This window comes from Enterobacter wuhouensis (assembly GCF_004331265.1).
GTDB classification, from domain to species: Bacteria; Pseudomonadota; Gammaproteobacteria; order Enterobacterales; family Enterobacteriaceae; genus Enterobacter; species Enterobacter wuhouensis.
This window is the reverse complement of sequence record NZ_SJOO01000009.1, coordinates 24,140-45,965: the sequence shown is the minus strand read 5'-3', so window position 1 is coordinate 45,965 and position 21,826 is coordinate 24,140. Positions and strand designations below refer to the sequence as shown.

Genomic DNA, 21,826 nt, shown 5'->3' with positions numbered 1-21,826 from the left:
GCGTGGATACCGTGTTTGAACGTTGGTGCGAATGCCGAAGCGGGTATCGGGTGCTGTGCTGGTTTCAGAGCATTGTCCTTGTGGTGGGGATTGCGTGGGGCGTGCTGCTCCGGCCGATAAATACGCAGCTGGCTGGTTTGCAGCGGGAGATAGCCCATGCCACGCGGACGAATGCATCGCTATGGCCCTCCGCCAGGCGCCTGCCGGGCCAGGTAATTACGCCAGACGAACGCGTCGTCACACCCTTTTCGCCGCTGGATTTTCAGGGTAACGGCAGCAGGCTGGTTCACTGGAAACCACTTCAGCGCGGTGGAGAGCTGGCGCTGGACGCCGACTGGCAGGCCGTCCCGTCCGTCTTTTCCATGCTGCTTGAGCGGGACGTGTTGATTACTGCGTTTTCCCTTACTCCGCAGGGGACAACGTTACGCCTGCGCGTGCAGCTGGAGCATGAGTATGCGAAATAGCGCGCGATACCTGCTGGTGTGCTCCGCGCTGCTGTTGACGGGAATGCGCGATCCGTTTCAGCCGCCGGTAGATCCCTGCGCCATCGGCGAGCTGGCGCAGTGGCACTACCGCGGGATAGTGGAAGGCACTCTGAATGTGGGCATGTTACAGGACGGGCAAAAGCGCTGGCATCGCCTGAAAGCGGAGGATCGTTTCCCGGCGGGCTGGCGAGTGATAACCCTGAATGAAAGCGAATTGGTTGTTGAGCTGGGCGAAGTGTGTGAGCCCAAACAATGGACATGGCAACGAGAAGGAACGAATAAACATGAAAACAGGGATAGCGCTGCTGCTGTTGATTTGCAGCACCCAACCGATCGCCGGGATGAAACCCGTCACGCTGATGGTGGATGATGTACCGGTGGTACAGGTGCTGCAGGCGCTGATGAGTCAGGAAAATCGAAATCTGGTGGTATCGCCTGATGTCAGCGGTTCGCTGTCGCTCAACCTTACGCGCGTCCCCTGGCGCCAGGCGCTACAGACCGTCGTGACCAGTGCAGGACTCATTCTGCGAGAGGAGCGTGGCATTTTTTATGTTCATACGGCTGCCTGGCAGCAAGCGCAGCAGACGCGCAAGGATCAGGAGCTGGCGCGTCGGCAGCTTGACGCTCCCCTGATATCGCACAGCATTCCCTTTTCGTACGCCGATGCCGGGGAGCTGCAAAAGGCGGCGGAAAAACTGCTTAGCCCGAAGGGCAGTTTATCCGTCGATAAGCGCACCAACCGCCTGCTGATCCGCGATAGCCAGGCGGTACTGGATGCCTTACAGCACTGGGCGGCGCAAATGGACATCCCTGTAGAGCAGGTTGAGCTGGCTGCGCACATCGTAACCATTAATGAAAAAAGCCTGCGCGAGCTGGGCGTGAAATGGAACCTTGCCGACGCGACGCAGGCTGGGAAGGTCGGGCAGGTGACGACGCTGGGTAGCGACCTTTCCGTTGCCAGCGCCACCACGCATGTGGGTTTTAACATTGGGCGTATCAACGGCAGGCTGCTCGATCTGGAGCTGTCGGCGCTGGAGCAAAAGCAGAAGGTGGATATTATCGCCAGCCCCCGTTTGTTGGCCTCGCACATGCAGCCCGCCAGCATCAAGCAGGGCAGCGAAATCCCATATCAGGTCTCCAGCGGAGAGAGCGGGGCAACATCGGTAGAGTTTAAAGAGGCGGTGCTTGGGATGGAGGTTACGCCGGTGGTACTGCCGGGTGGGCGCGTGCGCCTGAAATTACATATCAGCGAAAATATGCCAGGCCAGGTCCTGCAGCAGGCCGACGGTGAAACGCTGGCGATCGATAAGCAAGAAATAGAAACGCAGGTGGAGGTTAAAAGCGGAGAAACGCTGGCATTAGGCGGTATTTTCTCGCAAAAGAATAAAACGGGTAGCGATGGCGTCCCAGGGCTCGGCAATATTCCCTGGCTTGGACAACTGTTTCGCCATGACGGGAAAGACAACGAACGACGCGAGCTGGTGGTATTTATCACGCCAAGGCTGGTGGGTATTCACTAATGGGGTCACGATCCCCGCAATGATTTTGCATTCAGTTTGTTGCAGATGTTTGACGTGGGGCATGAATTAGCATACAAGGAGTACCGATTCGAGTTGGACTTACGCTCTTGTTGTCTTATGCGCCTGTAACGGTGATTTAATCAGTTGCCAAACAAGCTCGAGTATTGAGATAATTTTTAGTCTGACTCTCGCTCTATTGCATATGAGGTTTCAGTTCATGTCCTGCCACGCTGGGTGTCTGCGTAGCGGGGATTACCATTAACGAATAGTCTTAGTAGTACCGAAAAAATGGCAGAGAAACGCAATATCTTTCTGGTTGGGCCTATGGGTGCCGGCAAAAGCACTATTGGGCGTCAGTTAGCTCAACAACTCAATATGGAATTTTACGATTCTGATCAAGAGATTGAGAAACGAACCGGAGCTGATGTGGGCTGGGTCTTCGACGTAGAAGGCGAAGAAGGTTTCCGTGACCGAGAAGAAAAAGTGATCAACGAACTCACGGAAAAACAGGGCATTGTGCTGGCAACTGGCGGCGGCTCTGTGAAATCTCGCGAAACCCGCAACCGTCTCTCCGCCCGTGGCGTAGTGGTCTATCTTGAGACGACCATCGAGAAACAGCTGGCACGTACGCAGCGCGATAAAAAGCGCCCGCTGCTGCAGGTTGAAACGCCGCCGCGCGAAGTTCTGGAAGCCCTGGCCGGTGAACGCAATCCTCTGTACGAAGAGATTGCAGATGTGACCATTCGTACTGACGATCAGAGCGCTAAGGTGGTTGCAAACCAGATTATTCATATGCTGGAAAGCAACTGATTCTGGCTTTATATACACTCGCCTGCGGGTAAAAGCATTTAAGGTGGATGTCGCGTCATGGAGAGGATTACAGTTACTCTCGGGGAACGTAGTTACCCTATCACCATCGCGGCTGGTTTGTTTAACGATCCAGCTTCCTTCTTACCACTGAAAGCGGGTGATCAGGCGATGCTGGTCACCAATGAGACGCTGGCTCCGCTTTATCTCGACCGCGTGCGTCACCTGCTTGAGCAGGCTGGCGTGAAAGTCGACAGTGTGATTCTGCCCGATGGCGAGCAGTACAAAAGCCTGACGGTGCTCGACACCGTCTTTACCGCATTACTGCAAAAACCGCATGGTCGCGATACGACGCTGCTCGCCCTGGGCGGCGGTGTTGTGGGCGATCTGACGGGGTTTGCCGCCGCCAGCTACCAGCGTGGCGTGCGCTTTATTCAAATTCCTACGACGTTGCTGTCACAGGTCGACTCTTCCGTCGGCGGCAAAACGGCAGTCAACCATCCGCTCGGCAAAAACATGATTGGCGCGTTCTACCAGCCCGCATCGGTGGTGGTGGATCTCGACTGTCTGAAAACCCTGCCAAAACGCGAGCTGGCCTCCGGCCTTGCTGAAGTGATCAAATACGGCATTATCCTCGACGGTGAGTTCTTTACCTGGCTGGAAGAGAATATGGATGCCCTGCTGCGCCTCGATGGCCCGGCACTGGCGTACTGTATTCGTCGTTGCTGTGAGCTGAAGGCGGAAGTTGTCGCCGCAGACGAGCGTGAAACCGGCTTACGTGCTTTACTGAATCTGGGGCATACGTTCGGTCACGCCATTGAAGCCGAAATGGGCTACGGCAACTGGCTGCACGGTGAAGCCGTTGCTGCCGGTATGGTCATGGCAGCGCGTGCGTCTGAACGTTTGGGTCAGTTCAACGCGGAAGACACCGCGCGCATCATTGCGCTGCTGGAACGTGCGGGCCTCCCGGTAACAGGACCGCAGGCGATGTCTGCCCAGGCGTATCTCCCCCACATGTTGCGCGATAAAAAAGTATTGGCAGGTGAGATGCGTCTTGTACTCCCGCTTGCAATAGGGAAGAGTGAAGTGCGCGGTGGAGTACCGCACGATATTGTTCTTGGCGCTATCGCTGACTGTCAGCAGGCGTAACAACTAGAAAGGTCAGGCCACTTTAACGGGTGGTCGTTTAGCTTCAGGCAAAATGCAAGTCGTTGGCATGAGCCTTTGAGTGGGGTGTTAAATGGATGAATTCAAACCAGAAGACGAGCTGAAACCCGATCCCAGCGATCGTCGCACTGGTCGTTCTCGTCAATCTTCAGAACGTGATAACGAGCCGCAGATCAACTTTGACGATGTTGATCTGGATGCAGACGATCGTCGCCCTTCACGCAGCCGCAGCGCGCGAGAAGAGCGAGAAGAAGAAGAGAGTTATGAGTCCGAAGAAGATTCAATGGACGAAGAGCCTGTAGAACGTCGCCCGCGTAAACGTAAAAAAGCGGCCGCGCAAAAACCCGCTTCCCGACAGTACATAATGATGGGGCTTGGCGTTCTGGTGCTGGTGCTGCTGATTGTCGGCATTGGCTCTGCGCTGAAAGCACCGTCAACGACCTCAACTGAGCAAACTGCCTCCACCGAGAAGAGCATCAACCTTTCCGGCACTGATGCATCCGATCAGGCGAATGGCGCGCAGCCAGCGCCGGGAACCACTTCTGCAGAGCAGACTGCTGGAAACACAACGACGCCGCAGGATGTGTCTCTGCCGCCCGTTTCCTCATATCCGGATCAGGGCCAGGCACCTGCTACGCCAGAAGGCCAGCAGCGCGTTGAGGTTCAGGGCGACCTGAACAATGCGCTGACGCAGCCGCAAAATCAGGAACAGGTGAACAACGTTGTTGTTAACTCTACGCTGCCTACAGAGCCTGCAACCGTCGCGCCGATTCGCGGTGGCAATGCTCAGCAGCAAACCGCTGCAACGGAAACCAAACCGCGCCAGACGCAGACTGCTCCCCGTCCGGAACGCAAGCAGGCGGTGATTGAACCTAAGCGTGAAACCAAACCTCAGGCAGTCGTCAAAGCGCCTGAAGCGAAGGCGACGGCTCAGCCAAAACGCACTGAAACGGCTGCGGTAAGCGAACCTGCCAAAGCGCCAGTCACGCAGACTGCACCGAAAGCCACGGCGACCACGGCTGCGCCCGCCGCAACAGCAGCACCTGCTGCAGCTGCGACTGCATCCAGCGCCGCAGGCAAAACGGCCGGTAACGTAGGTTCTCTGAAATCTGCGCCATCCAGCAACTACACCCTGCAGCTGAGCAGCTCGTCTAACTACGACAACCTCAACGGTTGGGCGAAAAAATCGAATCTGAAAAACTACGTGGTTTATCAGACGACCCGTAACGGGCAGCCGTGGTACGTGCTGGTGAGCGGTGTGTATGCTTCCAAAGATGAAGCGAAACGCGCCGTAGCAACACTGCCAGCCGATGTTCAGGCGAAAAACCCGTGGGCGAAGCCGATTCATCAGGTGCAGGCCGATCTGAAGTAATGTTAAAGCGCAGGATGCTGTCGGAGCTTTCTCCACAGCCGGAGAAGGTGTAATCAGTTAGTCAGCATGAAAAAAAATCGCGCTTTTCTGAAATGGGCAGGGGGCAAATACCCCCTGCTCGACGATATAAAAAAACACCTGCCGAAAGGCGAGTGTCTTATCGAGCCCTTTGTGGGTGCTGGATCGGTGTTCCTGAATACCGATTTTTCTCGTTATATCCTGGCGGATATTAACAGCGACCTCATCAGCCTCTATAACATCGTAAAATCGCGTACCGACGAGTACGTGGATGAGGCGCGCAAGCTGTTTACGCCAGAAAACAACAACCCGGACGTTTACTATCAGTTCCGCGCTGAGTTCAATCAGAGCCGGGACCCGTTCCGTCGTGCGCTGTTGTTCCTTTACCTCAACCGCCACGGCTACAACGGCCTGTGTCGCTATAATCTGCGCGGGGAGTTTAACGTGCCGTTTGGTCGCTACAAGCGCCCTTACTTCCCCCAGGCTGAGCTGTATCACTTTGCTGAAAAAGCGCAGAATGCAGAGTTCCACTGCCTCTCATATGAAGAGTGCATGGAGCAGGCAGACGCAAATTCGGTGGTCTACTGCGATCCGCCATACGCGCCGCTGTCTGCAACAGCGAACTTCACCGCTTATCACACCAACAGCTTCAGCCCGGCCGAGCAGGCCCGTCTGGCAGAGATGGCGGAAAAGCTGGTCAGCAAAAGAATTCCAGTGTTAATTTCGAATCACGATACGCCTGATACGCGCGAATGGTATAAAGCCGCGAAGCATTTTCAGGTCAAAGTGCGGCGTAGCATTAGCAGCAACGGCGGCACACGTAAAAAGGTGGACGAACTCCTGGCTCTCTATCGCCCCTGAGCCGTTTTGCCCGCCGGTAAACACATTTCAAGGAGATGCGGATGAAACAGTTTTTGATTGCTCCCTCAATTCTGTCGGCCGATTTTGCCCGCCTGGGCGAGGACACCGCCAATGCACTCGCGGCTGGTGCGGATGTCGTCCATTTCGACGTTATGGATAACCACTACGTTCCCAATCTGACCATCGGTCCGATGGTGCTCAAGGCGCTGCGCAATTATGGTATTACCGCGCCGATCGACGTCCATCTGATGGTGAAGCCTGTCGATCGCCTGGTCCCAGATTTTGCCGCAGCGGGCGCCAGCATCATCACCTTCCATCCGGAAGCCTCCGAACACGTTGACCGCACGCTGCAGCTGATCAAAGAGAACGGCTGTAAGGCGGGTCTGGTGTTTAACCCGGCCACGCCGCTGAGCTATCTCGACTACGTGATGGATAAGCTGGACGTGATCCTGCTGATGTCCGTAAACCCGGGCTTTGGCGGTCAGTCGTTCATTCCTCACACTCTTGATAAGCTGCGAGAAGTACGCCGCCGTATCGATGAGTCTGGCTACGACATTCGCCTGGAAGTGGACGGTGGCGTGAAGGTGAATAACATCGGTGAGATTGCCGCAGCGGGCGCGGATATGTTCGTTGCAGGTTCGGCCATCTTTGACCAGCCGGACTACAAAAAAGTGATTGATGAAATGCGCAGTGAACTGGCAAAGGTAAGTCATGGATAAATTGCAGGCAACCCGGGGTATCGCATTTGACCTCGACGGCACGCTGGTCGACAGCGCGCCAGGCTTAACGAGCGCGGTCGACCAGGCGCTGTACGCGCTTGAACTTCCCGTTGCGGGAGAAGAACGCGTGGTGACGTGGATTGGCAACGGTGCCGACGTGCTGATGGAGCGCGCCCTGAGCTGGGCTCGCCAGGAGCGCGCATCGCAGCGCTCCGCACAGGGTAAACCGAGCGTCGATCACGCCGACATTCCGCAGGATGAGCAGCTGCGCGTACTGCGCAAACTGTTCGACCGCTTCTACGAACAAACCGTTGAAGAAGGCAGCTTCCTGTTCCCGGACGTGGCGGAAACGCTGAGCGCACTTCACGCCAAAGGCATCCCGCTGGGGCTGGTGACCAATAAGCCGACGCCGTTCGTCGCACCTCTGCTGGAAGCGCTGGATATCGCAAAGTACTTCTCGGTGATTGTTGGCGGCGATGACGTGCAGAACAAAAAGCCGCACCCGGAACCGCTTCTGCTGGTGGCAGGAAAATTATCCTTAACGCCTGCGGAGCTGCTCTTTGTTGGTGATTCCCGCAATGATATTCTGGCTGCCAGAGCGGCGGGCTGTCCTTCCGTGGGATTAACCTATGGCTACAACTACGGTGAGGCCATCACGCTGAGTGAGCCGGACGTCGTGTTCGACCACTTCAAAGATTTGTTGCCCGCACTCGGGCTTTCGCACAGTGAACATCAGGAATTGAAAAATGACTAAGCCCATCGTTTTTAGTGGCGCACAGCCCTCAGGTGAATTGACCATTGGTAACTACATGGGTGCGTTACGTCAGTGGGTTAGCATGCAGGATGACTACCATTGCATTTACTGCATCGTGGATCTGCACGCTATTACCGCACGTCAGGATCCTGAGAAGCTGCGCAAAGCCACCCTTGATACGCTGGCGCTGTATCTGGCCTGCGGCATCGACCCGGAAAAGAGCACCATCTTCGTTCAGTCTCACGTGCCGGAGCACGCGCAGCTGGGCTGGGCGCTGAACTGCTATACCTATTTCGGCGAGCTAAGCCGCATGACCCAGTTCAAGGATAAATCCGCGCGCTACTCTGAGAACATCAACGCCGGTCTGTTCGACTATCCGGTACTGATGGCGGCTGACATCCTGCTGTACCAAACCAACCAGGTACCGGTGGGAGAAGACCAGAAGCAGCACCTGGAGCTGAGCCGCGATATCGCCCAGCGCTTCAATGCGATCTATGGCGACGTGTTCAAGGTGCCAGAGCCGTTCATTCCGAAATCCGGCGCGCGCGTGATGTCGCTGCTGGAGCCGACCAAGAAGATGTCCAAGTCTGACGATAACCGCAACAACGTTATCGGCCTGCTGGAAGATCCGAAATCGGTGGTTAAAAAGCTCAAGCGTGCTGTGACCGACTCCGACGAGCCGCCAGTCGTGCGCTACGACGTGCAGAACAAAGCGGGCGTGTCTAACCTGCTGGATATCCTCTCCGGCGTAACGGGCCAGAGCATTCCTGAGCTGGAAAAACACTTCGAAGGCAAGATGTACGGCCACCTGAAAGGTGAAGTGGCAGACGCCGTTTCCGGCATGCTGACCGAGCTGCAGGAGCGCTATAACCGCTACCGTAACGACGAAGCTTTCCTGCAGAAGGTGATGAAAGACGGCGCGGAAAAAGCCAGCGCGCGCGCGTCCGAGACTCTGAAAGCGGTGTACGAAGCGATTGGGTTTGTCGCGAAACCTTAGGTAAAAGCAAAACGGTAACCACGTTACTGTTTTTAGGGTTTATTCCCTCTCCCCGTGGGAGAGGGCCAGGGTGAGGGCATCAGGCCGCACCACCCAAACAAAAAAACCGGGAAATTCCCGGTTTTTTTACGCCTGAAAAACGCTTACTGCTGTGCCGCCGGGCCGCAGCCACCGATGATCTTCGAAATGGAGATCGCCGGGTGCAGCAGGTAATCGTAGCTGCAGTTATTTTTCGTGTTTTGCACGTGACCGGTGCAGGCGGTCAGGGTCGATAACAGGCCAACCAGAACGGCGGCTTTTGCCAGTTTGAACATACGCATTCCTTGTCTTAAAACGAAAATTGGATGTAACTCAAGGGAATAAATGGAAAAGTTCCATTTCAGGGCGGTATGTTATCGACAGCGGTAAGAGGGGAGTAGTCCGGTTAAGGACTACTCGAAATTTGGAGAATATGCGTCAGTGGTTGGAGAACCAGTTCAGTTTCTCGCGTAGCTCAACCACGCGGCCAACAATAATCAGCGCCGGACTTTCTACCTGCTGCGCCAGTTCGCCGAGCTGCGTCAGCACGCCATCCACCACGCGCTGCGTAATGGCGGTACCGTTTTCCACCAGCGCGACCGGCATATTTGCCTCCATACCGTGTTCCAGCAGTTTTGCCTGGATTGTCGCGGCCTGGTTCAGCCCCATGTAGAACACCAGCGTCTGCTTTTCAGCGGCCAGGTTGTGCCAGTCCAGCTCGCTGCCGGTTTTCAGATGGCCCGTCACCAGGCGCACGCTCTGAGCGTAATCACGGTGGGTCAGCGGAATACCGGAGTAGGCTGAACACCCGGACGCCGCCGTAATGCCCGGCACCACGGAGAACGGAATGCCCGCGTTGCACAGCGTTTCCAGCTCCTCGCCGCCGCGGCCAAAGATAAACGGATCGCCACCCTTAAGGCGCACCACGCGCTTACCTTTCTGCGCCTCGCGCAGCAGGATCTGGTTAATCTCCTCCTGCGGCACGCAGTGGTAGCCCGCTCGCTTGCCGACGAATACGCGGTCGGCGTCGCGGCGCACCAGGTTCATGATGTCATCGGAGACCAGGCGATCGTACACCACGATATCGGCCTGCTGGATCTGCTGTAGCCCTTTTAGGGTCAGCAAGCCCGCGTCGCCGGGACCAGCCCCGACCAGCACCACTTCACCGCGGTGATCCAGCGGTTCGATGAACAGCTGCTCGGTCGTCTCTTCAACGGCTTTCGCATCCTGATTCGCCAGCGACTGCGCCAGCCGGTCGTTAACAAAGAATTTTTCCCAGAAGCGGCGACGTTCACCGACGGTCGAGAAGGTTTGCTTCACGCGGGAACGAAGCTGCCCGGCGTACTGCGCAATCTGACCAAGGTGCTGGGGCAGCACGGCCTCCAGCTTTTCCCGCAGCAGGCGGGCCAGAACCGGCGAGCGCCCACCGGACGACACCGCGATCATCAGCGGCGAGCGGTCGATGATCGACGGCATGATAAAGCTGGCCTCTTTCGGCGCATCCACCACGTTGCAGAAGATGCGGCGCGCTTCGCAGGCGTCGCTGACGCGCTGGTTCACTTCATCGTTATCCGTCGCGGCGATGGTCAGCCAGCAGGTATCCAGCAGGGATTCATTAAATTCCCCCTGTTCCAGCGTGAGCATCCCTTCCTGGGCCCAGACGTTAAACTGCGGGGCGAAGTCGAGGGCGTTGACGGTCAGTCGAGCGCCCGCTTCCAGCAGCAGGCGCGCTTTGCGCTCAGCCACGTCGCCGCCGCCCACGAGCAGGCAGTCGCGGTTGCGTAATTGACAAAAAATCGGCAGGTGATCCACGACGTTACCTCGCAGCATTCATGGAGGGGTAAGAGTTGACGTCAGGATAACAGCAGGATTCGTACAGAACATACGGTTTTTCCTGCCGTTACCCATAAGGGGTCATAAGCCTTTCCTATTGAAAAGGCTGGGGGTTACGCCTTCAGCTGCACCTTGCCGTCCTTCACGCGGGCGTCGTAGTGCTTCACGGAGTGGCTTTCATCTTCCATGCAGTGCCCGTCGGTCAGGCGGAAACGCTGCTTTTTGAGCGGGCTGGCAACCCACAGCTCGCCCTGGTGCTCCGCAATCAGCCCGCGAGAGAGCACGCTGGCGTCGAAGAACGGGTCGATATTGCTGATGGCAAAAACCTGTTCGTCATGACGAGGGCGGAAAATCGCGACCTGCTCGTTACCCAGCAGCGCACAGACGCCGGTGGCAGGCAGAATATCGTTAATGTTGCAGATGTTTACCCACTGGCTCATGCGTTTTCCTCCACCAGAGTCACCGGAATACGTTCATACGGCGTCGCCGGACGATGCTGTTCGCGCTCTGCCACGACCTGCACGTTAGGGTCGCGCTGGGTGCTGTTGATAAAGTGTTTGAAGCGCGTCTGCGCCGCCGGGGTGTTCACCGTTTCGGTCCATTCGCAAATCACCGCGTCGCGCAGGCGAGCCATCTCGGCTTCCAGCTGTTCGTTCAGGCCCAGCTTGTCGTCAATGATGACCGACTTCAGGTAGTCGATGCCGCCTTCCAGATTATCCAGCCACGAGGCGGTACGGGTCAGCTTATCGGCGGTACGGATGTAGAACATCATAAAGCGGTCGAGATACTGAATCAGCGTGTCGCGATCGAGGTCCGCGGCCAGCAGGTCCGCGTGGCGTGGCTTCATCCCGCCGTTGCCGCACACGTACAGGTTCCAGCCTTTCTCGGTGGCGATGATCCCCACGTCTTTACCCTGCGCCTCTGCACATTCACGGGTACAGCCGGAGACGCCGAACTTCATTTTGTGCGGGGTACGAATACCTTTGTAGCGGTTCTCCAGCTCCACGCCGAAGCCCACGCTGTCGCCCACGCCGTAGCGGCACCAGGTGCTGCCCACGCAGGTTTTTGCCATGCGCAGCGCTTTGGCATAGGCGTGACCGGTTTCAAAGCCCGCTTCAATCAGCTGACGCCAGATTTCCGGCAGGTCGTCCTTCTGCGCACCAAACAGGCCGATACGCTGGGAGCCGGTGATTTTGGTGTACAGGTTGAATTCACGGGCAATACGGCCCACGGCGACCAGCCCTTCCGGCGTGATTTCGCCACCGGCTGAGCGTGGAATGACGGAGTAGGTACCGTCTTTCTGGATGTTGGCCAGGAAGTTGTCGTTGGTGTCCTGCAGCGGCGTGTGTTCCGGCTTGAGCACGTACTCGTTCCAGCAGGAGGCCAGCAGGGAGCCGACGGTCGGTTTACACACTTCGCAGCCGTAGCCCTGGCCGTGCTTCGCCAGCAGTTCGTCGAAGGACTTAATGCCCTCCACGCGGATCAGGTGGTACAGCTCCTGGCGAGAGTAGGAGAAGTGCTCGCACAGGTTGTTGTTCACTTCGATGCCCTGTTTCGCCAGCTCGGCGTTCAGCACCTGCGTGACCAGCGGAATACAGCCGCCGCAGCCGGTACCGGCTTTGGTTTCCGCTTTCAGCGCCGCCACGGTATGGCAGCCTTTGTTGATGGCCGAGATCAGCATGCCTTTGGTGACGTCGAAGCAGGAGCAAATCTGCGCGCTGTCCGGCAGTTTGTCCACGCCGATAGACGGCTTGCCGCTGGAGGCGTGGGCCGGGAGGATCAGCGCGTCCGGATTTTCCGGCAGCTCGATGGCGTTCAGCACCAGCTGGAGCAGGTTGCCGAAGTCGCTGGTGTCACCCACCAGTACCGCACCGAGCAGGGTTTTGTTGTCCTGGCTGACGATCAGGCGTTTATAGACTTCTTTGCTTTCGTCGAGGTAGACGTAGCTGCGTGAGTTCGGGGTACGACCGTGCGCATCGCCGATGCCGCCCACGTCCACGCCCAGCAGCTTCAGCTTGGCGCTCATGTCTGCGCCGGTGAAGGCGTTTTCGGTGCCGAGAATGTGGTCAACGGCAACCTGCGCCATTTTGTAGCCCGGCGCCACCAGGCCGTAGACGCGGTTGTTCCAGCTGGCGCACTCGCCGATAGCGTAGATATCCGGGTCGGAGGTCTGGCAGGAATCGTTAATCATGATCCCGCCGCGCTGCGCCACGGCCAGACCGCACTGGGTGGCCATTTTGTCGCGCGGGCGAATACCGGTGGAGAAGACGATGAAGTCCACTTCCAGCTCGCTGCCGTCGGCAAAGCGCATGGTTTTACGCGCTTCGGTACCTTCCTGAACGATCTCTTTTGTATTCTTGCTGGTGTGAACCTTCACGCCCATGCTTTCGATTTTACGGCGCAGCTGGTCACCGCCCATGTGGTCCAGCTGTTCGGCCATTAGCATCGGGGCAAATTCGATGACGTGGGTTTCAACGCCGAGGTTTTTCAGCGCGCCTGCCGCTTCCAGACCCAGCAGGCCGCCGCCGACGACCGCACCGCATTTGCTTCGACGGGCGCAATTTTCGATGGCTTTCAGGTCTTCAATGGTACGATAAACGAAGCAATCCTGCGTTTCCGAGCCTTTGATCGGCGGGATCCACGGGTATGAGCCAGTCGCCATGATCAGCTTGTCGTAAAAAACCGTACGTCCGGCGCTGGAGTGGATCACTTTTTCCTGACGGTTGATGGTGATAGCGCGTTCGCCCACCAGCACTTTTACGCCGTGCTTCTCGTAGAAACCTTCACGCACCAGAGAAAGCTCTTCGGCGGTATGATGGGAGAAGTAGGAAGACAAGTGCACACGGTCGTACGCCTTGCGGGGTTCTTCGCAGAACACGGTAATGTCGAAACGGTCGGCGTCGGCTTTATCGAGAAGATCCTCAATAAAGCGGTGGCCGACCATGCCGTTACCGATGATAGCGAGTCTGACTTTGCTCATTTTTGCCTCGATTTCTTTTCTATTACTGCCTACCTTAACGATTCAGCAGGGGCACTTATTGATGCAAATCAAATACGCCTTAACCTACCCCCTAAGTGGTATATGCCTGATTTGTCAGGATTTTTATAAGTAATGGAATTTGCTGGCTTTTCGCATTCGCTGATTTTGTGTACAAAATAGGGCGCATTTTTAAAAATGCGTACTCCTAAATTTCAGACGCGTTTTTCGGGAGAAAGGTATGTCTACAACACCGCTTTGGCTTGTCCAGAATGTTCGCTTACCGGGTCGGGAAGGGCTGTGGCAAATTGCCATTGAGAACGGTCGTTTTGGCGGCATTACGCCGATGGACGATACCCATGCCGAAAGTTACGAAATCCTCAACGCGCGCGGCGGGCTGGCGATCCCACCGTTCATCGAGCCGCATATCCACCTGGATACCACGCAGACGGCGGGTGAGCCGAGCTGGAACCAGTCCGGCACGCTGTTTGAAGGCATCGAGCGCTGGGCCGAGCGCAAGGCGCTGCTCAGCCATGAGGACGTAAAGGCCCGCGCCTGGAAAACGCTGAAGTGGCAAATCGCCAACGGCATCCAGTTTGTGCGTACTCATGTGGATGTCTCTGATCCGACGCTCACCGCCCTTAAGGCGATGCTGGAGGTGAAGCAGGAGGTCGCCCCGTGGGTGACGCTGCAGATCGTCGCGTTCCCGCAGGAGGGCATTCTCTCTTACCCGAACGGCGCGGCGCTGCTGGAAGAGGCGTTAAGGCTGGGGGCCGACGTGGTGGGGGCGATCCCGCACTTCGAGTTCACCCGCGAGTACGGCGTGCAGTCGCTGCATATCGCTTTTGATCTGGCGAAGAAGTACGACCGACCGCTGGATATCCACTGCGATGAAATTGACGACGAACAGTCCCGGTTTGTCGAAACCGTCGCCACGCTGGCGTACGAGGCCGGCATCGGCCCGCGCGTGACCGCCAGCCACACCACCGCCATGCACTCCTACAACGGCGCGTACACCTCGCGCCTGTTCCGCCTGCTGAAGATGTCGGGCATCAACTTTGTCGCTAACCCGCTGGTGAACATCCATCTGCAGGGGCGCTTTGACGACTATCCGAAGCGTCGCGGCATCACGCGCGTGAAAGAGCTGCAGGAGGCGGGCATTAACGTCTGCTTTGGCCACGATGACGTTTTTGACCCGTGGTATCCGCTCGGCACCGGCAACATGCTGCAGGTGCTGCACATGGGGCTGCACGTCTGTCAGATGATGGGCTATCCGCAAATCGACAGCGGCCTGAACCTGATAACCCATAACAGCGCCCGAACCTTTGGCCTGAGCGATTACGGCATTGAGGAGGGCAACCCGGCGAACCTGATTATTCTGCCTGCGGAGAGCGGATTTGAAGCCGTGCGCTGCCAGGTGCCGGTGCGCTGGTCGATTCGTCAGGGACGCGTGATTGCCACGACGCAGCTGGCGCAGACGTGGATCCAGACGGACGTCGGAGGAGAAGAGGTGAGCTTTGCCAGAAACAGCCCCTCTGCAGAGCGCAAAGGGGCGTAGGGTTTAGTGGGACGCTGCTGCCGCGTTGTGCTGGCGGTGGCGGGTCACGAAGCCCAGAATGAAGCACATGATGAACACCACGGCGTACAGACCGTTGGCGGTGTGCAGCGCCGCCAGCGGGCCGCTGTGGGCGACGATTGGGCCAGTCACCACGAAGGTCAGCATGGTGCCAATGGTGCCGCAGGTCAGAACGAAGTTAACCAGCTTCGGCGAGGCCACTTTGGTCTGCAGGGAGCCCAGGGTGATGATTGAGGTATAAATCGCGCTGGAGAAGAAGCCCAGGGTCAGAATGAACCACGGCATATGCTCCGGGGAACCGTTGATGAACAGATACATCAGCACGGTTGCCAGGCCTGCCAGCACGGTGAGAATGCGCTGCAGGTCGAAGAAGCGCAGGATGAAGCTAAACGCCCACATGCCGAACATGTAAGACATCCAGAAATCGCTCACCAGTTTGCCCGCGTCGTTCAGGCTCATGCCCAGCCCTTTTGCGTATTCCGGTACCCAGGAGATAAAGCCCAGCTGGCCGAGGATGTAGCACAGCGCGGCGACGGAGAGGAACAGCACGCCGATGCCCCATTTCTCTTTTGCGACAGGTTCAGACGTGGTTTGCGCTTTCTTGCCCAGCACCGGGAAGTCGCAGCCGAAGGTCAGAATAAAGATCGCCACGTAGACCAGACCGATGCAGGCATACACCCAGTACCACTCGATGCTGCGCGCCAGCAGAACGGCGGCGACCATCGGGAAAATCATCCCGGCCATGCTGAAGAAGGAGTCGGTAAACAGCAGGCGCGCGCCGCGCTGGCGGCCTTCATACATGTGCGTAATCAGGAACGTACCGATCGACATGGTGATCCCGCTGACCAGACCGAGCACGAACATGGCGGCGGAGAACAGGGCGATGCTGTGGCTCAGCATCAGGCCCGCCACGGCGGCGACCATCAGCACAAAGCCAAAGCGCAGCTGGGTTTTCAGCGGGACAATTTCCATCAGCCAGGCATTCAGGAAGATAGAGATCAGGATCCCCGCGTTGAGGAAGGTGAAGGTGTTACTCATGCTGGAAACGGGCAGCTGGAAGTAGTCTGCGATATTTCCCATCACCATCCCGGTGACGATCACCAACGCGCCGGTCAGGGCGTAGGAGAAGAAGCTGATCCATGTGAGCTTGATGCGATTGCTGTTAGTCATGTCTGGCCTGTTCAAAGTAAAGTAAAACGCATTAATCGCGTTTGAGCGGGCAGATTTTAGACGGGAAAGTGATCTAATTAAATCTTTTAGGAAACTTTCGATCTTAATTGCAAGGTTTAGTGTGATCCTGATCACACTAAAAGGCGTTATAACCAATCGTTTGCGCGGTTACAACTGTTTCAATTTCGTAAAATTAGGTAAAAGGCTGGTCTACGTTCATACTGCTCTTTAGAATCAAGCCATTCGCTTTTTATACTGCGCTTTGTTAAGGAATTCTCATGCTCAAATCAACACTGGCGGCTGTCGCAGCTGTGTTTGCTCTTTCTGCCGTTTCCCCTGCTGCGCTGGCAGCCAAGGGTGACCCTCACGTCCTGCTAACGACCTCTGCCGGGAATATTGAGCTGGAACTGAACAGCCAGAAAGCCCCTGTTTCTGTTAAAAACTTCCTCGACTACGTGAACAGTGGTTTCTATAACAACACCACCTTCCACCGCGTAATCCCTGGCTTCATGGTGCAGGGCGGCGGCTTCAACGAGCAGATGCAGCAGAAGCAGCCTAACCCGCCAATCAAAAACGAAGCGGACAACGGCCTGCTGAACAAGCGCGGCACCATCTCCATGGCGCGTACAGCGGATAAAGACAGCGCGACCAGCCAGTTCTTCCTGAACGTGGCGGATAACGCCTTCCTCGACCACGGCCAGCGCGACTTTGGCTATGCCGTTTTCGGTAAGATTGTGAAAGGTATGGACGTGGCCGACAAGATTTCTCAGGTGCCGACCCACGACGTCGGTCCGTACCAGAATGTGCCGTCAAAACCGGTGGTTATCCTCTCCGCAAAAGTTCTGCCGTAACTCTTCTGAACGCGGGCTTCTCCTGCCCGCGTTTTGTCTCCCTCCCTGCGAAAGCGCGTTTTGCTGCTTATACTTGTGGCAAACGGACTCAATCAGGGAGGCGTTAAGTGAAAAAACTCACCGACAAGCAAAAATCCCGTCTCTGGGAACAGCAGCGTAACGTCAATTTTCAGGCCAGCTGCCAGCTCGAAAAAGGCAATGGTCCTTCAGATCCTCAAATTGAGTCGCTGGCGCTGGGGCCTTCTGCACCCGGCTTGCCCCACCTGTGCCTCATTCACCGCCACCTGTACCGCAGAGAGATGAAGCAGGCTGGCGAGTTCCGCACCGCCGATATCGCTAAGGGCGACATTCCTTTTTGTCATTTCGAGTACATCGAGAAGATGGGGAACGACCTGATGGACGCGCTGGAATACGACAACTATCTGGTCGGCCTTAGCAAAGAGGAATTTACAGACCGGGTTAGCCATTACTACTGTGAAATCAATATGCTGCACCCTTTTATGCGCGGTAACGGCATTTCCCAGAGGATCTTCTTTGAGCAGCTGGCACTCCACGCGGGCTACGCGCTGGACTGGCGTGATATCGATCCCGCGCAGTGGGTAGCGGCCAACCAGAGTGGTGCGATGGGGGATTTAACGGCCCTGAACGCCATCTTTGCCAAAGTAGTGAGCGAAGCGCGGGAATCTGAGTAAAATAGGGCGGCATTTTTTTCTGGAGCCGCCATGATTCTGCTGATTGATAACTACGATTCCTTCACCTGGAACCTTTACCAGTATTTCTGCGAGCTGGGTGCCGAGGTGGTCGTTCGCCGTAACGACGAGATAACCCTGGCAGATATCGAGAAGTTGGCTCCGCAGAAAATTGTTATCTCACCGGGCCCCTGCACGCCGTCGGAATCCGGCATTTCGCTTGATGCGATACGCCGTTATGCAGGCAAGCTGCCGATTCTGGGCGTCTGCCTCGGCCATCAGGCCATTGCTCAGGCGTTTGGCGCGACCATCGTGCGCGCAGCGAAGGTGATGCATGGCAAAACGTCACCCGTCACGCACGCCAGCACGGGCGTATTCACCGGGTTGAATAATCCCCTAACCGTAACGCGCTACCATTCTCTGGTAATCGACCCGCCAACCTTACCCGCGTGCTTTGACGTGACCGCCTGGAGCGAGTCGCAGGAGATCATGGGGATTCGCCACCGCGAGTGGGATCTCGAAGGCGTGCAGTTCCACCCGGAAAGCATCCTCAGCGAACAGGGCCACCAGCTGCTGGCGAATTTCCTTAATCGCTGAATATCTATTGCCTTGCTCTGATTTTTTATGCATATTTTGTGATTATATTTTCACAACCACTGTGACATAAAAATGGATGGTCATGACATGGCAACTGAACAACCAGCAATTACCCGCGCGACATTCGATGAAGTCATTCTGCCGATTTATGCACCGGCCGAGTTTATCCCTGTAAAAGGGAAAGGCAGCCGCGTCTGGGATCAGGAAGGCAAAGAGTACGTAGATTTCGCGGGCGGCATTGCGGTGACGGCGCTGGGTCATTGCCATCCTGCGCTGGTGGAGGCGCTGAAAACCCAGGGCGAAACCCTGTGGCACACCAGCAACGTGTTCACCAACGAACCGGCGCTGCGCCTGGGGCGTAAGATCATCGATGCCACCTTCGCCGAGCGCGTGCTGTTCATGAACTCCGGCACTGAAGCCAACGAAACCGCCTTTAAGCTGGCGCGCTACTACGCAACCACGCGCCACAGCCCGTACAAAACCAAAATCATCGCCTTCCATAACGCTTTCCACGGACGCTCGTTCTTTACCGTTTCCGTTGGTGGTCAGCCGAAATACTCAGACGGATTTGGTCCGAAGCCAGCCGACATCGTTCACGTGCCCTTTAACGATCTGCACGCGGTAAAAGCGGTAATGGATGACCATACCTGCGCGGTCGTCGTTGAGCCGATTCAGGGCGAAGGCGGCGTGACGGCGGCGACGCCGGAGTTCCTGAAAGGGCTGCGCGAACTGTGCGACGAGCATCAGGCGCTGCTGGTGTTTGATGAAGTGCAGTGCGGGATGGGGCGCACCGGGGATCTGTTCGCCTATATGCACTACGGCGTGACGCCGGACATTTTGACCAGCGCAAAAGCCCTCGGCGGCGGTTTCCCGGTGAGTGCGGTACTGACGACGCAGGAGATCGCCTCCGCGTTCCACGTCGGTTCTCACGGCTCCACCTACGGCGGTAACCCGCTGGCGAGCGCCGTGGCGGGCGCGGCGTTTGATATCATCAACACGCCGGAGGTGTTGAACGGCGTCAACGCGAAGCGGGAGCTGTTTGTGCAGCACCTGCAGCAGATTGATGAGCAGTACGACGTGTTCAGCGAGATCCGCGGCATGGGGCTATTGATTGGCGCCGAGCTGAAGCCGCAGTACAAAGGACGCGCGCGCGATTTCCTGCACGCCGCCGCGCACGAAGGGGTGATGGTGCTCAACGCCGGACCGGACGTGATGCGCTTTGCGCCGTCGCTGGTGGTGGAAGAGAAGGATATTGAAGACGGGTTAAGCCGTTTTGCCGCGGCGGTCGCGAAGATCGTTAAGGGTTAATACTCGGTTCGCTTTAACCGACGCGTTAACCAAATCCCGTGATGCGGACGCTGACGCCATGCCACCGATGAAATGGTGTGCATGGTGTTCAAATGTCCCAGAACGCGCTGCAAATGCTGCTCCAGGGTGCTCATCGGACCGTGGGTCAGCGTTTCAGGCGCTTCGAGAATATTCGAATCTCCCGACTCGCCCGGCGCGTCATACTCCAGACGCTGCTGACATCTCTGCAACGCAATTTCACACGACTGCAAATAGCGCTGCGCCAGATCCGGCGTGAGCATGGTGTGCTCGCGCGCCAGCGTGGTCATGGCGTTAATGTGCTCGACGATAAACTGGCTGTGCGTGACCCACAGCTTCATGTCCGCCAGATAGTGCGAGTTAAAGCCCGGCTCCTGCATCGCCTGGTTGAGCGAGTTGAACAGGGCGTTGTGCGCCTGGTTGACCCTCATGCGCTGGTAGGCCAGCGGGGAGGGCTGCGGATCGTCGCTCAGGATCAGGCGGATGGCCTGCTGATCGGCCTCCAGCGCGTCGTGGGCGTTCTGCCGGAGCAATCCGCTCTGCCACTGCGGCCACAGCCAGACCATGCCGCCGAAGGCAATCAGGCAGCCAATCAGGGTATCGACCAGGCGGGCAATAATGAATTGATCGCCGTTGAGCGTGAGCAGCTGCAGGGTGTACACCGCCGTAACCGTAAAGCCCACCGTCGCCCAGCCGTAGTTTTTGCGGATGATGAGATAGCTCACCATCGTAATCGCCAGCATCCCGACCAGCGTATACCCTTCCGGCACGTGGAAATGCAGCGTCGCCCCCGCAATAATCAGCCCGGCCATCGTGCCGCCAGCCCGGTGGAAAATACGCACGCGCGTGGCGCCATAGCCGTTCTGCGTCACGAACAGCACGGTCATTAAGATCCAATAGGGTTTCGGCAGATGCAGCGCCATGCCCATCAGGCTGGCGATGCTGAGCATGACGCTTATCCGCGCGGCGTTGCGCAGGGCGGCGGATTTCAGCGACAGGTAGCTTTTGAGGGCGGGCAGCAGCGGCAGACGCTTCTGTTTATCCGCCATCAGGTCGCGAGGATAAAGCGGGCGCTGGGTACGCAACACGCGGGCGATGCGGCTGAAGTGCCAGGCGGCAAACTGGCCGACCGGGTTATCCGGGTGCTGACGCGCAATTTTTTCCAGCGCGCCGAGCGGTTTGTCCATGTTAAAGCGCGTCGGGTAGCGGTGATAGAGAATATCGTCGGCCAGCACCCGCAGGCGTGCCGATACGGTCTGGGCATTCCAGCGGATCACCGCTTCGGCGTGGCTGCGCTCGACCAGCTTTTGCACCTCCTGCGGATGGTGCAGGCTCACGGAGATATGCTCCTGCAGATCCAGCCCCACCTGGAAGGTGCGCAGCAGCCGCTTGTACTCGTGGTTTTTATTGGCGGCGAGCATGTGCAGCTGCTGATAGCACTGGCTGATCAGGTCGACCACCTTTTGCTGGCGCGCCAGCAGCGGCGGAAGGGATTTCTCCGGATCGGTGTGCTGGGTCAGCAGGGTATATTTGGCTTCACAGTAATCCGCCAGCTGCACGTAGAGCAGGCTCAGGGATTCACGCAGCGGCTGCTCCCGCCACAGCCAGAACCAGAACCAGTTAAACAGCCCGTACCACAGCGTGCCGAGGGCGTAAATGAGCAGCGGTTCCCATATCGGCATATTCCCCGCGAGGCTCAGGGTGAATATGGCGGCAATCAGCGAGGCGGGCAGCAGGCGCGCGTGAAGCGAACTGATCTCCGCCGTTACGCCGAGCGTCATCGCCAGCACGGTCAGGATCAGCGGGAGCGGAATATCACGGGCGAGCAGGAGCTGTACGGCAAGGCTACAGCCGGCAAACAGGCAGCCGCCGATAATCAGGCGCTTGAAAAAGCGTTTATGCGGCGTGTCCAGACCGGCGATGTTGCAGCAGGCGGGCACGAGGGAAAACAGCAGGCCTTGCTGAAGATGTCCGAGGATCAGGCCCACGGCCACGGGAAGGCACAACACCAACGTTTGTCGCAGTGCGTAGTTAACTTCCGGGTGATAAATCAGCCTGCGCCACATGGGGAATAGAGACAAAAACGGCG

At 57.3% G+C, this 21,826-nt stretch carries 21 protein-coding genes; 15 read left to right on the top strand and 6 right to left on the bottom strand.

The features are described 5' to 3' along the window. The first annotated feature begins 2 nt into the window (after nucleotides 1-2). From E0L20_RS17920 to trpS, 10 genes are all read left to right on the top strand, one after another. Nucleotides 3-464, top strand: coding sequence for a HofO family protein (locus E0L20_RS17920; protein WP_131635130.1), 462 nt, complete (start codon nucleotides 3-5; stop codon nucleotides 462-464). Continuing rightward, nucleotides 454-855 (top strand): HofP DNA utilization family protein, encoded by a 402-nt coding sequence (locus E0L20_RS17915; protein ID WP_131635129.1) that lies wholly within the window; start codon nucleotides 454-456, stop codon nucleotides 853-855. Before E0L20_RS17920 ends, E0L20_RS17915 begins: the two co-directional genes overlap by 11 nt. Beyond that, nucleotides 770-2,005, top strand: coding sequence for a DNA uptake porin HofQ (hofQ, locus tag E0L20_RS17910; RefSeq protein WP_131635128.1), 1,236 nt, complete (start codon nucleotides 770-772; stop codon nucleotides 2,003-2,005). The genes E0L20_RS17915 and hofQ overlap by 86 nt, the downstream gene beginning before the upstream one ends. Before the next feature lie 288 nt (nucleotides 2,006-2,293). Beyond that, nucleotides 2,294-2,815 carry a shikimate kinase AroK gene (gene aroK, locus E0L20_RS17900; RefSeq protein ID WP_010436374.1) on the top strand — a complete coding sequence of 174 codons (522 nt, stop codon included), beginning with the start codon at nucleotides 2,294-2,296 and terminating at the stop codon, nucleotides 2,813-2,815. A gap of 57 nt (nucleotides 2,816-2,872) precedes the next feature. Further along, nucleotides 2,873-3,961: a 3-dehydroquinate synthase gene (aroB, locus tag E0L20_RS17895; RefSeq protein WP_131635127.1), complete on the top strand. Its 1,089-nt coding sequence runs from the start codon at nucleotides 2,873-2,875 to the stop codon at nucleotides 3,959-3,961. Between the two features lie 91 nt (nucleotides 3,962-4,052). Next, nucleotides 4,053-5,351, top strand: a complete 1,299-nt coding sequence (gene damX, locus E0L20_RS17890; RefSeq protein WP_131635126.1) for a cell division protein DamX — start codon at nucleotides 4,053-4,055, stop codon at nucleotides 5,349-5,351. 66 nt (nucleotides 5,352-5,417) lie between these two features. Further along, nucleotides 5,418-6,230: an adenine-specific DNA-methyltransferase gene (dam, locus tag E0L20_RS17885; protein ID WP_131635125.1), complete on the top strand. Its 813-nt coding sequence runs from the start codon at nucleotides 5,418-5,420 to the stop codon at nucleotides 6,228-6,230. Between the two features lie 41 nt (nucleotides 6,231-6,271). Beyond that, the gene (gene rpe, locus E0L20_RS17880) at nucleotides 6,272-6,949 is read left to right on the top strand and encodes a ribulose-phosphate 3-epimerase (RefSeq protein WP_131635124.1); all 678 of its coding nucleotides are present in this window, start codon (nucleotides 6,272-6,274) and stop codon (nucleotides 6,947-6,949) included. After that, nucleotides 6,942-7,703: a phosphoglycolate phosphatase gene (gene gph, locus E0L20_RS17875; protein WP_131635123.1), complete on the top strand. Its 762-nt coding sequence runs from the start codon at nucleotides 6,942-6,944 to the stop codon at nucleotides 7,701-7,703. Before rpe ends, gph begins: the two co-directional genes overlap by 8 nt. Beyond that, nucleotides 7,696-8,700 (top strand): tryptophan--tRNA ligase, encoded by a 1,005-nt coding sequence (gene trpS, locus E0L20_RS17870; protein WP_131635122.1) that lies wholly within the window; start codon nucleotides 7,696-7,698, stop codon nucleotides 8,698-8,700. Before gph ends, trpS begins: the two co-directional genes overlap by 8 nt. A gap of 143 nt (nucleotides 8,701-8,843) precedes the next feature. Here trpS and E0L20_RS17865 read toward each other — a convergent pair whose 3' ends face one another. The 4 genes from E0L20_RS17865 to nirB form a co-directional block, all read right to left on the bottom strand. Further along, a complete protein-coding gene (locus E0L20_RS17865) occupies nucleotides 8,844-9,014 on the bottom strand; it encodes a YhfL family protein (RefSeq protein ID WP_008503029.1) in 171 nt (56 codons plus the stop codon). A gap of 142 nt (nucleotides 9,015-9,156) precedes the next feature. Beyond that, a complete protein-coding gene (cysG, locus tag E0L20_RS17860) occupies nucleotides 9,157-10,530 on the bottom strand; it encodes a siroheme synthase CysG (protein ID WP_131635121.1) in 1,374 nt (457 codons plus the stop codon). 134 nt (nucleotides 10,531-10,664) lie between these two features. Next, entirely contained in the window at nucleotides 10,665-10,991 is a 327-nt protein-coding gene (gene nirD, locus E0L20_RS17855; RefSeq protein WP_131635120.1) for a nitrite reductase small subunit NirD, read from the bottom strand. After that, a complete protein-coding gene (gene nirB, locus E0L20_RS17850) occupies nucleotides 10,988-13,531 on the bottom strand; it encodes a nitrite reductase large subunit NirB (RefSeq protein WP_131635119.1) in 2,544 nt (847 codons plus the stop codon). The genes nirD and nirB overlap by 4 nt, the downstream gene beginning before the upstream one ends. 238 nt (nucleotides 13,532-13,769) lie before the next feature. On the opposite strand from nirB, the gene E0L20_RS17845 reads away from it, so the two are divergent. Then, nucleotides 13,770-15,086, top strand: coding sequence for a cytosine deaminase (locus tag E0L20_RS17845; protein WP_131635118.1), 1,317 nt, complete (start codon nucleotides 13,770-13,772; stop codon nucleotides 15,084-15,086). A 3-nt stretch (nucleotides 15,087-15,089) separates the two neighbouring features. Here E0L20_RS17845 and tsgA read toward each other — a convergent pair whose 3' ends face one another. Further along, nucleotides 15,090-16,274, bottom strand: coding sequence for an MFS transporter TsgA (tsgA, locus tag E0L20_RS17840; RefSeq protein WP_131635117.1), 1,185 nt, complete (start codon nucleotides 16,272-16,274; stop codon nucleotides 15,090-15,092). A 278-nt stretch (nucleotides 16,275-16,552) separates the two neighbouring features. Between tsgA and ppiA the strand changes: the two genes are divergently transcribed. The 4 genes from ppiA (at nucleotide 16,553) to argD (ending at nucleotide 19,719) form a co-directional block, all read left to right on the top strand. Then, nucleotides 16,553-17,125 carry a peptidylprolyl isomerase A gene (ppiA, locus tag E0L20_RS17835; protein WP_023309471.1) on the top strand — a complete coding sequence of 191 codons (573 nt, stop codon included), beginning with the start codon at nucleotides 16,553-16,555 and terminating at the stop codon, nucleotides 17,123-17,125. Between the two features lie 107 nt (nucleotides 17,126-17,232). Then, nucleotides 17,233-17,817 (top strand): putative adenosine monophosphate-protein transferase Fic, encoded by a 585-nt coding sequence (locus E0L20_RS17830; protein ID WP_131635116.1) that lies wholly within the window; start codon nucleotides 17,233-17,235, stop codon nucleotides 17,815-17,817. Nucleotides 17,818-17,847: 30 nt separating this feature from the next. Then, nucleotides 17,848-18,411 (top strand): aminodeoxychorismate synthase component 2, encoded by a 564-nt coding sequence (pabA, locus tag E0L20_RS17825; protein WP_131635115.1) that lies wholly within the window; start codon nucleotides 17,848-17,850, stop codon nucleotides 18,409-18,411. Between the two features lie 87 nt (nucleotides 18,412-18,498). Beyond that, entirely contained in the window at nucleotides 18,499-19,719 is a 1,221-nt protein-coding gene (argD, locus tag E0L20_RS17820; RefSeq protein ID WP_207389457.1) for a bifunctional acetylornithine/succinyldiaminopimelate transaminase, read from the top strand. Here argD and E0L20_RS17815 read toward each other — a convergent pair. Continuing rightward, nucleotides 19,716-21,803, bottom strand: a complete 2,088-nt coding sequence (locus E0L20_RS17815; RefSeq protein ID WP_131635237.1) for a YccS/YhfK family putative transporter — start codon at nucleotides 21,801-21,803, stop codon at nucleotides 19,716-19,718. The genes argD and E0L20_RS17815 overlap by 4 nt on opposite strands. Nucleotides 21,804-21,826: the final 23 nt, after the last annotated feature.

Bases quoted from the DNA above. Each gene is read 5' to 3' on its own strand.
- ppiA (WP_023309471.1), top strand. From the start codon at position 16,553: ATGCTCAAATCAACACTGGCGGCTGTCGCAGCTGTGTTTGCTCTTTCT.
- pabA (WP_131635115.1), top strand. From the start codon at position 17,848: ATGATTCTGCTGATTGATAACTACGATTCCTTCACCTGGAACCTTTAC.
- aroB (WP_131635127.1), top strand. From the start codon at position 2,873: ATGGAGAGGATTACAGTTACTCTCGGGGAACGTAGTTACCCTATCACC.
- rpe (WP_131635124.1), top strand. From the start codon at position 6,272: ATGAAACAGTTTTTGATTGCTCCCTCAATTCTGTCGGCCGATTTTGCC.
- E0L20_RS17865 (WP_008503029.1), bottom strand. From the start codon at position 9,014: ATGTTCAAACTGGCAAAAGCCGCCGTTCTGGTTGGCCTGTTATCGACC.
- nirD (WP_131635120.1), bottom strand. From the start codon at position 10,991: ATGAGCCAGTGGGTAAACATCTGCAACATTAACGATATTCTGCCTGCC.
- argD (WP_207389457.1), top strand. From the start codon at position 18,499: ATGGCAACTGAACAACCAGCAATTACCCGCGCGACATTCGATGAAGTC.
- trpS (WP_131635122.1), top strand. From the start codon at position 7,696: ATGACTAAGCCCATCGTTTTTAGTGGCGCACAGCCCTCAGGTGAATTG.
- damX (WP_131635126.1), top strand. From the start codon at position 4,053: ATGGATGAATTCAAACCAGAAGACGAGCTGAAACCCGATCCCAGCGAT.
- E0L20_RS17915 (WP_131635129.1), top strand. From the start codon at position 454: ATGCGAAATAGCGCGCGATACCTGCTGGTGTGCTCCGCGCTGCTGTTG.
- hofQ (WP_131635128.1), top strand. From the start codon at position 770: ATGAAAACAGGGATAGCGCTGCTGCTGTTGATTTGCAGCACCCAACCG.
- dam (WP_131635125.1), top strand. From the start codon at position 5,418: ATGAAAAAAAATCGCGCTTTTCTGAAATGGGCAGGGGGCAAATACCCC.
- E0L20_RS17815 (WP_131635237.1), bottom strand. From the start codon at position 21,803: ATGTGGCGCAGGCTGATTTATCACCCGGAAGTTAACTACGCACTGCGA.
- tsgA (WP_131635117.1), bottom strand. From the start codon at position 16,274: ATGACTAACAGCAATCGCATCAAGCTCACATGGATCAGCTTCTTCTCC.
- nirB (WP_131635119.1), bottom strand. From the start codon at position 13,531: ATGAGCAAAGTCAGACTCGCTATCATCGGTAACGGCATGGTCGGCCAC.
- aroK (WP_010436374.1), top strand. From the start codon at position 2,294: ATGGCAGAGAAACGCAATATCTTTCTGGTTGGGCCTATGGGTGCCGGC.
- gph (WP_131635123.1), top strand. From the start codon at position 6,942: ATGGATAAATTGCAGGCAACCCGGGGTATCGCATTTGACCTCGACGGC.
- E0L20_RS17845 (WP_131635118.1), top strand. From the start codon at position 13,770: ATGTCTACAACACCGCTTTGGCTTGTCCAGAATGTTCGCTTACCGGGT.